General features: G+C 65.5%; 14 protein-coding genes. 8 read left to right on the forward strand and 6 right to left on the reverse strand.

Features of this window, described 5'->3' with window-relative positions:
* Window positions 1-150 precede the first annotated feature (150 nt).
* Window positions 151-1,398, reverse strand: a complete 1,248-nt coding sequence (locus QRN07_RS16340; RefSeq protein ID WP_285241609.1) for an MFS transporter — start codon at window positions 1,396-1,398, stop codon at window positions 151-153.
* 147 nt (window positions 1,399-1,545) lie between these two features.
* On the opposite strand from QRN07_RS16340, the gene QRN07_RS16345 reads away from it, so the two are divergent.
* The gene (locus QRN07_RS16345) at window positions 1,546-2,211 is read left to right on the forward strand and encodes a TetR/AcrR family transcriptional regulator (RefSeq protein WP_285241610.1); all 666 of its coding nucleotides are present in this window, start codon (window positions 1,546-1,548) and stop codon (window positions 2,209-2,211) included.
* Window positions 2,212-2,624: 413 nt separating this feature from the next.
* Here the strand turns inward: QRN07_RS16345 and QRN07_RS16350 are convergent, their stop codons facing one another.
* Complete coding sequence (locus QRN07_RS16350) at window positions 2,625-3,566, reverse strand: 2-hydroxyacid dehydrogenase (protein ID WP_285241611.1); 942 nt, start codon at window positions 3,564-3,566, stop codon at window positions 2,625-2,627.
* A 178-nt stretch (window positions 3,567-3,744) separates the two neighbouring features.
* On the opposite strand from QRN07_RS16350, the gene QRN07_RS16355 reads away from it, so the two are divergent.
* The gene (locus QRN07_RS16355; RefSeq protein ID WP_285241612.1) at window positions 3,745-4,266 is read left to right on the forward strand and encodes a gluconokinase; all 522 of its coding nucleotides are present in this window, start codon (window positions 3,745-3,747) and stop codon (window positions 4,264-4,266) included.
* 106 nt (window positions 4,267-4,372) lie between these two features.
* On the opposite strand, the gene QRN07_RS16360 is transcribed toward QRN07_RS16355, so the two are convergent.
* The 4 genes from QRN07_RS16360 to QRN07_RS16375 are packed head-to-tail and all read right to left on the reverse strand — an operon-like array spanning window position 4,373 to window position 9,606.
* Entirely contained in the window at window positions 4,373-5,194 is an 822-nt protein-coding gene (locus QRN07_RS16360) for an ATP-binding cassette domain-containing protein (protein ID WP_285241613.1), read from the reverse strand.
* Window positions 5,191-6,975, reverse strand: a complete 1,785-nt coding sequence (locus QRN07_RS16365) for a dipeptide/oligopeptide/nickel ABC transporter permease/ATP-binding protein (RefSeq protein WP_285241614.1) — start codon at window positions 6,973-6,975, stop codon at window positions 5,191-5,193. Before QRN07_RS16365 ends, QRN07_RS16360 begins: the two co-directional genes overlap by 4 nt.
* Window positions 6,968-8,014: an ABC transporter permease gene (locus QRN07_RS16370; protein WP_235504784.1), complete on the reverse strand. Its 1,047-nt coding sequence runs from the start codon at window positions 8,012-8,014 to the stop codon at window positions 6,968-6,970. The genes QRN07_RS16365 and QRN07_RS16370 overlap by 8 nt, the downstream gene beginning before the upstream one ends.
* Before the next feature lie 11 nt (window positions 8,015-8,025).
* A complete protein-coding gene (locus tag QRN07_RS16375; protein WP_285241615.1) occupies window positions 8,026-9,606 on the reverse strand; it encodes an ABC transporter substrate-binding protein in 1,581 nt (526 codons plus the stop codon).
* Window positions 9,607-9,905: 299 nt separating this feature from the next.
* Between QRN07_RS16375 and QRN07_RS16380 the strand changes: the two genes are divergently transcribed.
* The 6 genes from QRN07_RS16380 (at window position 9,906) to QRN07_RS16405 (ending at window position 15,638) form a co-directional block, all read left to right on the forward strand.
* Window positions 9,906-10,538 carry an RraA family protein gene (locus QRN07_RS16380; protein WP_285241616.1) on the forward strand — a complete coding sequence of 211 codons (633 nt, stop codon included), beginning with the start codon at window positions 9,906-9,908 and terminating at the stop codon, window positions 10,536-10,538.
* 48 nt (window positions 10,539-10,586) lie between these two features.
* Window positions 10,587-11,936, forward strand: coding sequence for an MFS transporter (locus tag QRN07_RS16385; protein WP_285241617.1), 1,350 nt, complete (start codon window positions 10,587-10,589; stop codon window positions 11,934-11,936).
* A gap of 91 nt (window positions 11,937-12,027) precedes the next feature.
* A complete protein-coding gene (locus tag QRN07_RS16390) occupies window positions 12,028-12,834 on the forward strand; it encodes a LamB/YcsF family protein (protein ID WP_285241618.1) in 807 nt (268 codons plus the stop codon).
* 55 nt (window positions 12,835-12,889) lie between these two features.
* Entirely contained in the window at window positions 12,890-13,678 is a 789-nt protein-coding gene (locus QRN07_RS16395) for a carboxyltransferase domain-containing protein (protein WP_285241619.1), read from the forward strand.
* Complete coding sequence (locus tag QRN07_RS16400) at window positions 13,662-14,705, forward strand: 5-oxoprolinase subunit C family protein (RefSeq protein ID WP_285241620.1); 1,044 nt, start codon at window positions 13,662-13,664, stop codon at window positions 14,703-14,705. Before QRN07_RS16395 ends, QRN07_RS16400 begins: the two co-directional genes overlap by 17 nt.
* A 129-nt stretch (window positions 14,706-14,834) precedes the next feature.
* A complete protein-coding gene (locus QRN07_RS16405; protein ID WP_285241621.1) occupies window positions 14,835-15,638 on the forward strand; it encodes an SDR family oxidoreductase in 804 nt (267 codons plus the stop codon).
* Window positions 15,639-15,652 lie beyond the last annotated feature (14 nt).

The raw sequence follows: 15,652 nt of genomic DNA on the forward strand, positions 1-15,652 counted from the left end.
TAACGCGGTAGCCGGCTGCGTGGCTGCCGGTACGGCGCCTGTGTTCTCCTTGGGGGAGCTTTGAAGTTCGCCTGGGGTGAGGGCTGGCATGGTCACACCGTTGTTAAGGGTGTTGGTCTGTTCAGGTCCCCGCGATCGTCGGTGCGTGGTCTACGTCATGGTGTGGCGCCGCGGGCGCTGGGTCTTTTTTGCGGTGAGGCCGAGGCCGATGCATGGCACGGCGGCGGCAATTGTCAGGGCCAGGCCGACGGCCGGTACGCCCTGTTCGGCCAGGGAAGACGCGATCGCGACGCCACCAAGCCCGGAGCCAACGGCAACACCGATGTTGAAGAACGAATTGCTCAACGCGATCGGGAGTACGCCGTCCGGTCCTGCTGCACGCAGTGCCTCGGAGACAAGTGTCGGGTTCGCAGCGAATCCAAACATGCCCATAAGGGTGAAAAACACGATCGCAACGGGGGCGTTGCCGCCCCAGAGCAGGAGCACGGTCATAGTGATCAGCAGACCTGCCACGGCTGCACCGATGACCGTGTAGGGGCGGCGGTCACCGAATCGGCCACCAATCGTGGTGCCGGTCAGGGCACCGACGCCGTAGGCGATCATGATGAGGGGTACCACTGCTTCTGCCAGTTCGGCGCGTTCGGTCAGCTGCGGAGCGATGTAGCTGTAGACGCCAAGGAAGGCAGCCTGGATGAGCGCCGTTGCCACGTAAACGGACCACAGGCGGGCGTTGCGCAGCCGACTGAATTCGGCGCGAAGGTTTGTTTCCCCCTCCGAGGTTTTGTTTCCAGGGAGCACCTTCCACAGGAGGGCTGCGCAGGCAGTAGCGAGGAAGGCCAGTCCCCAGAAGGGTCCCTGCCAACCCAGGAACTGGCCGGCCGCGGTACCGATCGGCACACCGAGGACTGTTGCGAGGGTGACCCCGCCTACCATGATGCCCATCGCCTTCGCTCCGGCCCCGGGACCTGCGGCCGCTGCCGCGACAACAGCGCCGATGGCCCAAAATGTACCGGTGGCCACGGCCGCCGCGAACCGGGCAACGAGCACGACAGCGAATACGTCAGTGGAGGCGGCGGCGACATGTGCCACTGCGAACAAAACCAGCGCCATGATGAGCGTTGCCCTCCGGGGAAGGCGCAGTGTGGCGATGGCCATGACAGGCGTTCCGATCACCATTCCCAGTGCGAACACGGTGATGAGGAGTCCCGCCTGGGCGATGGTCACCTCAAGCGAGGAGGCGACCTGGGGCAGAAGACCGGCGACGATCATTTCTGTGGTGCCCATAACGAACGTCACGACGCCGAGCATCCATACGATCAGAGGAAGCCGCTGCCGGCCTGGCGGGCTGATGATGGCCGCTCCTGCGGCGGTTTCGGACAGGGTATGCGTGGTGGACATAACGATGCGTCCTTTCAGGAAGTAAAAGCCAAAGGGGTGGGCGACGCTGGCGAACATCGAACCCGAGGAAGCGGATCATCTATATCCGCTTGAACTACGCTAGCAGTTATTCGGATACCGTGCATCCACTTGTACTAGACTCGGATGATGGATACTCAGGCATTGCGCAAGGACGCCGCCCGTAATCGCGATCTTCTTATCTCTGCTGGCCGGGACCTGTTTGCCCGGCGTGGACTGGCTGCCACGCTCAACGACGTGGCCCACCACGCCGGGGTTGGCGTGGGCACTGCCTACCGTCGCTTCGCCAACAAGGAGGAACTAATCGAGGCGATCTGGCAGCAGCAGGTCGACGAGCTGGAGGCGATCCTGCGCGAGGCAGTGGCCGCTCCGGATCCCTGGGAGGGCTTGGTGCAATACCTTGAAAAGTCCCTTGCCGCGCAAGCCAAAGACCGAGGCATGGCGCAGATGCTTGCAGGGCGAACGTGGCCCGACCACTACGACCAGCAACGAGACCGGCTCGCACCCTTGGTTGACCAGGTGGCCGACCGCGCGCGCGGGGCCGGAGCGCTCCGCGAGGACGTCACCGGCACGGACCTGATTTTCCTCCAGATCGCCCTAACCGACATCTCAGGCACGGTCCAGAGCGGGTCAGCTCCCGAGGGTCGCGATGATGCCGACCGACTGTACCGCCGCTACCTCTGGATCGTACTGGACGGACTGCGGGCATCGGCATCAGCGCCCTCAAAGCTTCCCGTTGCTGCCTTGACGACCCACGAGACCCACGCACTTCTCCAGCCCCGCACTCAAGGCTGAAGTGTCTCCCGCAGGTGGCTACGGCCGTTTCATATCACCCCGGTTCATAGGTGACGTCTGCCCGGCCCGGCAATTTGCCGTGCTGCATGTGGTAGCGGTTGGGAAAACGCGTGGCGAGGCGGAAAGTGCGGGCAGTGCGCACACTTCCCGCCTCGACGCACCCTCACGTTCTGGGCGAGCGAGCCAGCTGAGGTTGGTACGCCGTCGGTGCCGGCTTTATGGATGACTGTTCCGCTGCAAGCCGGCCGGGTGTCCGTGCAGCCGTTGCGGCCGAGGGCAGCTGACCGCCCCGGGGCTGGGCGGCGAGGAGACGGGATTCATAGTTGCTGTGGACGAGTGCCCTGCTTTTCATGACTGTGCGGTTCCTGGTGAGTGGATGCAAAGGAGACGGTGCGTGCGGGTTTAAGGCCGTATCAGAAAGGTCCGGACTGGACCAGGTTCGCCGGCCGGTCGCCGCTGGCCAGCGCCTTGAGCTGGCTGGCGAGGAGCTTGACGATCCGCGGCTCGAAGGCCGAGGCGTTGCCGCCGATGTGCGGGGTAATCAGTGCGTTGGGGGATGACCAAAGGGGGTGGTTGGCCGGGAAGGGTTCGGGATCGACGACGTCGAGCGCGCAGTGGAGCCTGCCGGACAGGACCTCAGCGGTCAGGGCTGCGGTATCCACCACCGGCCCCCGGCCGACGTTGACCACCAGCGCACCGTCCGGCAGTGCAGCAAGGACGGAGGCATCCACCAGCCGGTGGGTGTGTTCGTTCAACGGGGTCACCGCAACCAGGATGTCATGGCTCTGGGCCAGGGCGGCGAGCTCGGAGGAGGCGTGGATCCGTCCGGTGCTGTCCCCGCGTGCGCTGCTGCCCACGCGGGTGATCGCCACCTCGAAGGGCTCAAGGCGCTTCGCGATTTCGTTTCCGATGCCGCCAACGCCCACCAGCAGAACCTTCCGGTCCGCCAGCGAGGAACGTCGCTGCGGCTGCCAGTTGCCGGTCTGCTGGTCGCGGACGGCCTGGTCGATGCCGCGGAGTTTAGCGATCATCAGGCCGATGGCCAGCTCGGCCGTGGCTGCCGCGTGGACGCCCGAGGCGCTCGCCACCGCGGCCTCGGGGCCCGCCGCCTCCGGAACTCCGTCAAACCCCGTGGACTGCGTCTGCACAAACTTCAGGTTCGGGGTCTTCGACAGCGAGCCGAGGACGGCGGACGCATCAATGTAGGGCAGGATGACGGCGTCGATGGCATCCAGTGCGATGCCCTCCGGCCCGGAGCGGAGGTCCCAGACCGAGGCCTCAATTCCGGCGGGCAGGGGCTGCACCCTGGCGAGGAGGTCCCGGTCGGGGAAGGTGACTGTCCAGACTGTCTGCATCGTTGGCCCTGTTCGGTAGGAGTGGCTCCCAGCGGTGCAGACCTCTCCGGGAAAACCGTTGACGCCCCAACACCAATCTGAGAAACTTTTCTCATGTGTGACAATCATCGCACTTCAGAAAGCGTCAGGCAAGAGTTCCGCGGAGGCAATTCGAGTGAAGAACACAAGGTTTCCGCCCATGGTCATCATGGGTGTGTCAGGTTCCGGAAAATCGACAGTAGGAGAGCTCCTGGGACGCCGGCTGGGGGTCCCGTTCATTGACGGCGATGACCTGCATCCCGAGGCCAACAAGGAGAAAATGCGAACCGGGATTCCGCTGGACGACCTGGACCGCCGCCCGTGGCTGACGGCGATCGGGCGTACGCTGCAGCTACGCCAGCAGGCCGGAGAAGGCGTCATCGTCGCCTGCTCCGCCCTCAAGCGCCGCTACCGCGACCTCCTGAGGGAGCATGCCCCGGAGGTTGTGTTCCTTCATCTCCAAGGTTCATCGGACACCCTCGCCGCCCGGATGGCGGCCCGGAACCATGAGTTTATGCCTGCAACGCTGCTGGCCTCCCAGCTGGAGGCCCTGGAACCGCTGGCTACGGATGAGCGACAGGTGCTGCTCGATGTCCGCAAGTCACCATCCGAGCTGGCGGACCAGGCCGCCGCGGCGCTGGATGGTTTGGCGGTGGATTGGACGACGGCGGCGGGAGACTAGTCGAGGCCTGTCACCCGCGCGCATTAGACCCAACTAGGTCGCAGTTGTTGTCGTTATGAGGACTCATAACGACAACAACTGCGACCTAGTTGGGTTCGGTTTTTAGTTAGGCGACGGCCGCCCGGCGCTCTCCGATGTCGAAGCCGGGACCACCCGGGACGGAGTCGATCAGTTTTCGCGTGTAAGGATGCTTCGGGTTGCCGTAGACGCTGTCCACGTCACCGAGCTCCACCACCTCGCCGTGGAAGAGCACCATGATCCCGTCGCTGACGTGGTGCACCACGTCCAGGTCGTGGGAGATGAATGCCATGGTCAGGTCCAGTTCGGTGCGCAGCCGGCTGATGAGGTTCAGGATCTCCGCCTGGACGGACAGGTCCAGCGCCGAGGTGATCTCGTCCGCGATGATCAGTTTGGGCCCCACTGCCAGTGCGCGCGCGATGGCAATGCGCTGACGCTGCCCGCCCGAGAATTCGTGCGGGTACCGCTCGGCCACGTCGGCGTCCAGGCGGATGGTGGAGAGCCAGTACGAGATCTTCTCCCGGTGTGCGCGGGGATTCGACTTCACCGGATCGATCGCCTCGGCCAGGGTCTGCCCGATGGTGCGGCGGGGATTCAGCGACGAGTACGGGTCCTGCGGAATCATCTGGACTTCCCGGCGCATGGCACGGCGCTGACCCGGCGTCATGCGGGACACATCGGCCCCGTTGACCCAGATGCTGCCGGAACTGACAGGGTTCAGACCAACGATGGCCTTGGCCAGGGTTGACTTGCCCGAGCCTGATTCCCCGACGATCCCCAGGGTCTTGCCGCGTTCGATGGTGGCCGATACGCCCTTAAGGACCTTGGCTGCTGCCTGTCCGGAACCGAACGTGACTTCCAGGTCGCGGACTTCCAGGACCGGGGCGGCGGACATTGCGGTGCTTGTCATGGCTGGAGCCTCTCTGTTTCCGGCTGAACCGTCCCGGCCTGAACGGGGCCGGGGGCGTCGTCGGTGATTTCGTCGAAGGTGAAGTCCTCGGCCCGGACGGCGACGAGTTCCGTCTTGCGTTCGGCGATGCTCGGCGTCGCTGCCAGCAGCGCTTTGGTGTAAGGGTGCTTGACGTCGCCGGCAGCAAGCTGGGCACCGGTAAGCCGTTCGAGGATTTTCCCGCCGTTCATCACGATCACCTTGTCGCACAGGGCCTGGACCACACCGATGTCATGGGAGATGAACAGCATGGCGGTCCCCATTTCCCGGTTGATGGTGCGGAACTGGCGCAGGACGTCCGCCTGGACGGTGACGTCCAACGCCGTGGTGGGCTCGTCGGCGATGATCAGCCGCGGGTCCGTGACCAGGGTTGAGGCAATCATGGCGCGCTGGAGCATGCCGCCGGAGAGCTCGTGCGGGTGCTGCTTCATCCGCAGTTCCGGCTGAGTGATCCGGATGTCCGCCAGTGCTTTGACCATCCTGGTGAACGAGGTCTTCCCCGACTGCTTCAGGTGGATCCTGCTGACCTCAGTCAGCTGGGACCCGATCCGCAGGGCCGGGTTGAAGCTGGTTCCCGGGTCCTGGTAGACCAGCCCGATGGACGTGGCCAGCGTGCGCGGATCGTTCTTCTTGAGCAGGTCCAGTTCGCCGAGGCGCATGGAGTGCGCCCTGACCGTGAGTTCCTCCGGCAGCAGTCCGGCGATGGACATGGCCGTCAGGGACTTTCCTGATCCGGATTCCCCCACGAGCCCCACCACTTCGCCGGCATGGATACTCAGGGACACACCCTTGACCAGGGGCACGCCGTTGGGGGTGAGGACGGTGAGGTTGTCCACCTCCACCAGCGCCTCCCGGTCGGCCCGCATCGAGGCCGGCAGCTCAGAGGCGGCCTTGACGCTGCCGAACTTCCGTCCGCCGCGTGGGTCCGTGGCGGCAGCAAGGCCGTCGCCAATGAGCATGGCGCTCAACCCCGCGATGGTGATCATGATCGAGGGCATCACGGCCTGCAGCGGCTGGGAGTAGATGTTCACGAGCGCCTCGTTGAGCAGGCGCCCGAAGTCGTACTCGGGGTTCTGGACGCCCAGTCCGATGAACGACAGGCTGGACAGCTCGATCAGGGTGGTTGCAAACACCGTGGCGGTCAGCACCAGCAGCGGCTCTGCCATGTTCGGCAGCAGGTGCCGGGTGATGATGCGTGGGCCCGGAACGCCGAGCAGGCGTGCCGTTGACACGTAATTGCGCTGAGAGATCGAGGCAGCCATGTTGGCGGTAAGGCGGGCGAACGCCGGAATGCTGGCGATGGCGATGGCGAGGACGGCGGACCAGGCTCCCTGGCCGAGGATTGCGGCGATGAGCAGCGCAAAAATCAGGCTGGGATAGGCGACGGCGGCATCGATGACGCGGAGGACAGCGTTGCGGATCTGCGGCGGGGCAAGCCAGATGAAAGTGCCGATCAAAACGCCGCCCACCACCGAGATTGCCGTTGTGGCTGCAGTCATCACCAGGGTGAGCCTGGTGGCCACAAGCGACCGGGCCAGCACGTCACGGCCGAAGTCGTCAGTTCCCAGCCAGTGCGCGGAGCTGGGCCCCTGGGAGGCGTTGGCGGTGAGCTTTTCGGCCGCTTCGCTGAGGAACAGGGGTGCGAGGAGGCCGATCAGGATCATGACGCTCATCAGGGCGATGCCAATTATCAGGCCGGTAGTCCAGCGGAAATGGCGCTTGGTGCGGGTCGTTTCAGCCATGGGACTTTCCTCCTCCGAGGGTGCGCGGATCGATGATTCCGAGGATGACGTCGACCAGCAGGTTGAGGATGATGGCAAGGAAGCCGAGGACCAGGATGATGCCCTGGATGACCGGGTAGTCCTTGTTGACAATGGCCGTGACGATTTCCTTGCCGAGTCCGGGCCAGTTGAAGACGTTCTCGATGATGATCGCTCCGCCGAGCATGCCGGCGAGGATCAGCCCGGCGAGGGTCAGGGTGGTGGTCATCAGGTTGGGCAACGCATGGCGGGCGTAGAGCCGCAGCGGCGGCAGGCGCCAGCCGCGGGCGGTCCGCAGGTAATCCTGCTCGAGGACGGTGGAGGTTTCCCGGCGGACCACCCGGGCGATCGAGCAGATGGGCGCAATCGAGAGGCCAACGACGGGAAGGATCAGGGACGTGAGGGTGGCCGCGCCGGCGGCCGGCAGGACCTTGAGCACGATGGCGAAAACCACGACCAGCATCGTGGCGATGACATACTGCGGCACGGCCTGGAAGAACCCGGTGAGCATGCCGAAGGAGACATCCAGCCACTTGCGGCGCCCGCCGCGGGTGAGGATGCCCACCACCATCCCGGCCGGGATCGAAAGCAAAAGGGTCACGATGATGCCCAGCAGGGCCAGTTCTGCCGTGAAGGGCAGCTTGGTGGCGATGATCGAGGATACAGATGTGCTGTACGCGAATGATTCGCCGAGGTTGCCCGTGAACAGGTTCCCCACGTACTGGAGGAACTGCAGGTGCAGGGGCTGGTTCAGCCCCAGGCTTTCCCTGATGGCTTCGATCTGTTCCGTGGTGGCGTCGGCGCCGGCGACTGCCACCGCCGGGTCGCCGGGGATGAGCGGGACCATGAAGAAGGTAACCACCACGAGGAGGATTACGGACAGCAGCACTCCGCCGGTGCGGCGCAGGCCGTAGCCAGCCCAGGGGGAGAGGTTGCGGAGCCCGCCCCGGGGGCCCTTTGTGGCCCCCGGGGGGTTGCTGAACAGGGCGCTTTCCCTGTTCAGCATGGTCGGTTCAGTCATGGTCCCTGGCCTTACTTAGTGATGCGCATGGTGGCGTAGTCGACGATGCCGGACGGCGCCTGGATGGAGAATCCTGCGCGCTGGGCAACGATCTGGGGTTCGCCCACGAAGGGGACAATGTCGTTGTCCTCGAGAATGCTGATCTGCGCGCGCTCGTAGGCTTCGCACCGCTTGTCCTGGTCCGTTGCGGACTGTGCGGTGGCGATGTCGGCCAGGATATCCGCGTTCTCGCCGCCACCGATGTTGCGGCCGCCCTTCTCGGTGGGGACGCCGGCGATCCGGGTCAGGGACGCGGCCACTGTGCCTACGAAGTTCGCGTCGCCCTGGATGGTCAGGTCCCAGGTCTCCGGCTTGGTCTGGGTCATGGTGGCCCAGGTGCCGTTGTCCACTAGGCTTAGGTTGACCGTGGCGCCGGCTGCCCTGAGGGCTTCCTGGACGTAGGTGCTGCCTGCACCGTTGGGGCCGATGCTGGTGGTGCCCACCATCTTGAAGGTCTTCCCGGCGAGCACTGCCTTGGCAGCATCCGCGTCTTCCTTCGTGAAGTGCGAGTTGTCCTCAAGGGCGCAGGCCACGGTGGGGGCGACGATGGAGGTGTAGGGGATTCCCTTGTTGGCGTAGGCTGCGGCATTGAACGCCTGCTGGTTCATCAGCTGGGCCACGGCCTTGCGCAGGGCGGGGTCCGTGAATGGGCTCCCTTCGCGCTGGTTGAAGAGCAGGAAGATCCCGGCGAAGGGCACCGTGGTGACTGCGTAGTCCTTGTTCCCTTCGAAGCGGGCAGTGTCCGCCGGAGCGATATCCGAGACGTCCATCTCACCGGTGAGGAGCTGGTTGGCCACGGTGGTCTTGTTGACGCCGGGGAAAAAGCGCACGGTCTTGGCCGGCGTTCCCTCTAGCGGCTTGGACCACTTCGGCCAGGCCTCATAGTCCTCGCGGAGAGTCATGTCGTAGCTGACGCCGTGGCTCGCCTTCGTCAGGGTGTAGGGTCCGGAGAAGGCTGCCTGCACGGATCCCTTGGCAAGGCCCTCAAGGTCGGCGAGGCCGGCGGGGCAGATGATGCCGGTCTGGGCCAGGGTCAGTCCGCCGATGAGTTCGGACCAGGGCTGGGCCAGCTTGACCGCCACGGTGCCCGCAGCGTCGTCGGCCGTGATGGTGGGCTGGCCCGGTCCGAAGACCAGCCTGGCGAAGTTGTTTTTGGTGGCGGGATCAGCGAAGTAGGTAAGGGACTTGGCCACGATGGTGGGGGTAATGACCGTGCCGTCAGCGCAGGTTGCGTCTTTGCGGATGGTCAGTGCGGCGTCCGTGGCCGTGGCGGTCCACTCGGTGGCCAGGCCGCCGATGAACTTGCCGTCATCGTCGCGGCGCACCACGGTGTCGAAGAGGAAACGGGCTACTTCGTAGTCGTCCTTGGCGTTGGCCTTGGCTGCGTTGAACGTGGTGGGATCCGAATTCAGGGCGGTGCGGATGGTGTCCGTGGCGGGACCGGCGCTTCCGCCGGTCCCTGTGCCGGTACTGCCGCCGCCGGTGGTGCAGCCGGTCAGGAGCAACGCTGCTGCCGCCGCGGCTGCCGCCAGGGTGGTAAGTCTTCCGTGCATGGTGTGTCTCCTCGATACAACGGGAATCTGCGAGAAAGTTCGCGAATGAGAAGAGTTTCTCTTATTCGCCCAGCCAAGTCAACGGTTTTTTGTGAGCTGACACACGGCCGTAACCCGGCGCCGCCGCAATTTACCTGCTGGCAACAATCGCCCGACTTATTTGGGCCAATCCATCGAACCCTCTTGACGAATCGGATTTGAAACGCGAAACTTTTCTCATATGTGACAGCCGCCTCATCTGACTGGCCCCTTGCCGGCGGGGAGGGCGCAACCCACCGAACCAACCAAAGGTGACAACAATGGCAACAACACTCGAGCTCACGGTCCGCAAGGCCACCTGGACCCGGCTTCCCAAGGAACTCGTGGAAGCCTTCGCCGCCTTCCCCGTGGCCAACATCGGGGACGCCATGGAGCGTTTGGGAATAGTCGACGGCGGCATCAGCGCGGTCTGGGAAGGCGCACACTGCGTCGGCTCGGCCCTCCCGGTGCTCGGTGCGGCGGGCGACAATGCGGCGGTCATCGAGGCCCTCGGCTACATACAGCCCGGCGACGTGGTGGTCATCAACGGGTTCGGCCACGAACACCGTGCCCTGGTTGGTGAGCAGCTGTCGCAGCGCTTCGAGGCTGCCGGCGCCACCGGAGCCGTGATCGACGGCTACATCCGCGACCGCCACACCATCAGCGAGATCAAATTCCCCGTCTTCGCCCGCGGCGTCACCCCCGCCGGTCCCTTCAAGAACGGCCCCGGCGTCATCGGCGAACCGGTGGCGATCGGCGGGATCGTTTGCGCCGCCGGTGACGTCGTCGCCGCAGACGATGACGGCGTCGTTATCATCCCTGCGGCCCGTGCGGCCGAAATCCTGGAACGCGTTATCGCTGTTGCCGCCCACGAGGCCGAGATGACGGCCGAAATCACGCGCGAATACAGCTGACCCGGCGCTTCACCGCCCAAGGACCAGCCCTAAACTAAGAGAGACCTAATGACTACTGCATCGACGGACTCAGTGGACCTGAATACCGCACAAATCAAGGTTGTCACCGCTGACGGCAAGATGGTGCGCAAGGCGACCCTCGCCGGCACCATGGGCTCCTTCGTGGAATGGTACGACTATGGCATTTACGGCCTGCTGACCACGTACCTGGCCATCAACATCATGGGGTCCAAGGATCTCGGATCCCTGCTCCTGACCAACGTCGGCTTCCTGGTCAGCTTCCTGGCCCGGCCCTTCGGCAGCGTGATCTGCGGCTTTCTGGGCGACAAGCTGGGCCGCAAGAACCTCCTGGCCGTCCTGCTGCTCCTGATCTCCGGCGCCACCGCTTGTATCGGCCTGATCCCCTCTTCCTCCGTGATCGGCTGGGCAGCCCCGGCGCTGCTGATCCTGTTCCGCATCCTGCAGGGCTTCTCCGCCGGCGGCGAAGTGGCGGGCGCCATGGCGTTCGTGGGCGAGTACGCGCACAACAAGCACCGCAACTTCTCCATGAGTTTCATCGCCGTGGGTTCCTTCTGCGCCCTCCTGTTCGGCAGTGCACTCTCCGCCACCCTTATTACCACCCTGGGCGACGCCACCATGGAATCCTGGGCCTGGCGCATCCCGTTCCTCTTCGCCCTTCCACTCGGCTATGTGGGCTACTACATCCGCTCCAAGATGGAGGACACCCCGCATTTCGCCGCCCTGCGTGAACGCAACGAAGTAGAGCGCAACCCGCTGAAGGCTGTCTTCACCTCCAAGCGGCACCTGAAGGCCATTGTGCTGACCATCTTCCTGCCAGCACTGAACGGCCCCGGCTACTATCTCCTGTTCGCCTATATGCCCACCTACCTGAAGACCCAGCTGGGCACCGGCAACAACTTCACCATGGTGCAGGCGCTGATGGTGACGGCCGTCAGCCTCGTGGCCATCATCATCAGCATCCCGCTGATGGCCCGGCTCTCCGACCGGATCGGCCGCAAGCCCGTCCTCGCCGCCTCCGCCGTGCTGATGGCCCTGGTGTCCTACCCGATGTTCGCGATGATCACCACTGGCAACATGGCCCTGGCCTGCATCGCCACCGTGGTGATGGCGATCGCGTTTTCCGGCCATGCCGCCGTTGTGCACACCGTCCTGACGGAAATGTTCCCCACCACGGTCCGCTACAGCGCCTACAGCATCGGCTTCAGCATCAGCACCATCATCTTCGGCGGCAGCGCCCCGCTGGTGATGACCGAAATCATCAAGGCAACCGGCAACAGCATGGTCCCGGCCTACGCCGCGATGGGCACCGCCGTCATCACGCTCACGTCGGTCTACTTCCTGAAGGAAACGAAGGGCCAGCCGCTGGCCACCCATTAGCAAAACACGTACGACGGCGGCCTGCCGCCATTGCCGGCAGGCCGCCGTGGCCGGACCGGAACCACCTCAACCAGAACCATCGGGAGTCACCTTGGGCATCAATTCAGTCGCCGTCGTTGCAGACCTCGGCGAGAGCTACGGAAATTACAGCATCGGCGACGATGAGGCCCTCCTGGGCCTGGTCACGGCGTCGAACATCGCCTGCGGCTTCCACGCAGGGGACCCGCGCGTTATGGACGCCACGGTGAAGTCGTGCGTGGAGCGCGGCATCGAGCTCGGCGCCCACCCCGGCTACCCCGACCTGGTGGGCTTCGGCCGGCGCCTGATCGAGGCCAGCGAAGAGGAAATCCGCACGGATGTCCTCTACCAGATCGGTGCCCTGGACGCGTTCGCCCGGATCCACGGCGGCAAGATCAGCCACGTGGCCCCGCACGGCCGGATGGGCAGCATCGCCCAGACCGACGCCAAGCATGCCCGGGCCATCACCGACGCCATCAAGGCCTACGACCCGTCTTACATCGTGATCTGCCAGAACGGCCTGCTGGCCGACGAATCCCGGAAGCGCGGCCTCGAAGTGGGCTACGTTTTCCTGGCGGACCGCGGCTACGGCGAGGACGGCATGCCCGTCTCCCGCAACACCGAAGGCGCCCTGCTGCACGACCCCGACGAGATCGGCCGCCGGGTTGTCCAGGTGGTGACCGAGGGAACGGTCCGCGCCGTCACCGGCAAGGTGGTTCCCCTGGGCCACGATGCCGACGTCGTCCTCCTCCACGGCGACCACCCGCAGGTCCTTGAGAACGGCACCGCCCTCCGCGCGGCTCTGGAGAAGGCCGGGGTCAAGGCGGCCGGGCTGCAGGAAGTCCTTGCCGAGAAAGCCAAAGCGGCGGCCGCGGCCTGACCGCGGCGTCCATTGCCCCCGCCCCAGACCGCCGTCACACCACCGAGCAGGACATATGACCCCGCAACCACCGCCAGCCGCGAACCCCAGCCGGTCGCCCGGCCTTGAGGCGCACCCGTTTGGAGACTCAGCCCTGATGCTGGGCATCGCCGACGACGACCCCGAGGTCAGGCGGACCGGTGCCAGGCGGTTGCGGGACGTCCTGCTCGAGGTCCGGCCGTACGGGGTGCTGAACCTGGTGGCGGGCGCGGAATCGCTGCTGGTGGAGTTCGATTGCCTGGCGGTCCGCCACGGACAGCTCGCCCAGACGGTCAGGCTCGCAGTGGCCGGGCTGGGGCTGCAGGACGCCGGGCCGGCCCTGGGCGCGAGGGACTTTGTGGTCCCCATTGTGGTCAGCGACGAGTTTGCGCCCGACCTTCCCGGGGTGGCCGAGGAGCTGGGACTCAGCCAGGAAGCCACACTTGAAGCGCTCACCACGTCGGTGCTCACGATTAACCTGTTGGCGGCCGCGATGGCCCCCATGATGGCCGGGGTTCAGTTCCCGGGCCAGGTAAGCCGCTGCGCCGAACCCCGGACGGACGTTGCTCCGGGTTCGGTGATGGTGGCCGGCACCAGCGCCATCATCCAGCCGTTCCCGGGACCCACGGGCTGGAAGGTGATCGGCCGCACGCCCCTGACCGTCTGCGATATCCGGGAGGATCCGGCAACGTCCTACCGGCCGGGGGACAGGGTCACCTTCAAGGTCATACCGGAAAGTGGCTGGGCGGAGCTCGAAGGCCGGTTCCTCCGGCCCGTAGCGCCCGCAGACCAGCAGGAAGGCAGCAGCCATGGCAGCGAAGCCTGAGCAGGCGGTCATCCTTTCGATCAGCGAGGCCGGCTGGCTGTCCACGTTCCAGGACCTGGGACGCGTGGACTCCGAGTTCATGGGCGTGCCCTGCGGGGGCGCCGCCGACCAGCATTCCGCGGCTGCAGCCAACATCCTTGTGGGCAACCGGCGCGGCGCCGCGCTGCTGGAAATCATGGGCGGACGCTTCGCGTTCACCCCGTCGCACGACATCTTCATCGCCATCACCGGCACGCCGGCAGAAGTAACCGTCGGCGGGGTTCCGGTGCCCATGTGGCAGCCGGTCTGCGTGCCGGCCCGGACCAAGGTGGTCATCTCCAAGGCCACTGGAGGCATGCGCAACTACCTGGCCTTCAGCGGCGACCTGGACACCCCGCGGTTTATGGGCAGCGCTGCGCCGGAATCCCGGATGGGGTTCGCGCAGCGGATCGTCGCGGGCCAGCAGATAGCACTTACCAGCCGGTACCGGGGCTTCAGCCAGCCCTACCTTGGCCAGCCGCTGTTCAGGCTGCCGGTACCGGTGCCCGACTTCAGCCCCGACGTCTGGACGGTTGAGGTGGTGGAAGGGCCGGAAACGGACAGGACCCCGGGCATCCGGGAGCTCCTGAGCAGCAGCATTTACACCGTGGGCGGCAAATCCGACCATGTGGGCCTCCGCCTGGACGGCCCGGTCATCCATCCCGAAGGGCTGGGTGAGATCGTGTCGCACGGCGTCCCGATCGGCGCTTTCGAGATCCCGCACGGCGACGAACTGATCATCCTGGGCCGCTCACGTACGCTGACCGCGGGCTACCCCATTGTGGCGGTGGCGACGAAGGCCTCGCTGCCGCTTCTGGGCCAAGCCAGCCCGGGCCGGAAGATGACCTTCCGGTGGGTCAGCCAGGAGGCCGCCGTCGAACGCTGGCGGGAGCAGCAGCGGCTGCTCGGCGCGCTGGAGGAGCGGGTGCACAACCTGTTCGCCGCCGTCGGGCTTCCCGTCGCGGAGTCCGCGGATCCCGGCACGCCGCCCAGCACCCGCGCCGCCTGAAAGGGTTGACGCCCCCAGTTTCAAATGAGAAACTATTCTCATATCTAATTTGGTTCTTGTTTTAGCCGGGTTACCCGGTTGCCACTGCCGCGCTGCCTCCCGCAGCGTGCCGGACGAAAGAGATGCATCATGGAGCTTCTGAATGGCAAGGTTGCCATCATCACCGGCGCCGGAACCGGCATGGGCCGCGAAACGGCCAAGCTGCTCGCCGCCGAAGGTGCCACCATGGTGCTGGTAGGGCGGCGGCAGGACGTGCTGGACGAACTCTCCGTCGAGATTTCAGCAAGCGGCGGCAAGGCCTTCGTCCGCACCGCCGACATCGGCAGCAAGGCCGAGGTGGATGCCCTGGTGGACTGGATCCACCAAAACGTGGGCCTGGTGGACATTCTTATCAACAATGCCGGCAGCGCCAGCAAGGTCCTGAACGTGCGGTGGATCGCCGAAGAGGAATGGAACCAGGTCCTGGACGTGAACCTGAACGCCGTCTTCCTGCTCACCCAGGCGGTGCTGCCGGACATGCTCAGCCGCAACACCGGCTCCATCATCACCGTCTCCTCGCTGGCGGCTGTGACCCCGAACCTGTTGGGCGGTGCAGCGTACGGCGCCGCCAAGGCGGCGGTCCGGAACTTCATGACGTACCTGCACACCACATTCCGCAACGAGGGGCTGCGTGCCGTGACCATCCTGCCGGGTGAGACCGCAACGCCCATCCTGGACAACCGGGCCCGCCCGCCGCGCCAAGAGGAACGGGACGCCATGGTCCAGCCGGAGGATGTGGCCCGGGCCATCCACCTGGTGGCAACACTGCCGCAGCGGACGGTGGTCCAGGAACTGGTCATCGCCCCCACCGTGCAGCGGGACACCTCTGGCGACATCGAGATCAGCCGCTGGACCGGCGCCCCCGCAACCGACCTCCCACAGGGCAGTAAATAGCGCCGCCCCCAGCA

This window comes from Pseudarthrobacter sp. MEB009 (assembly GCF_030208875.1).
Taxonomy (GTDB): Bacteria; Actinomycetota; Actinomycetes; order Actinomycetales; family Micrococcaceae; genus Arthrobacter.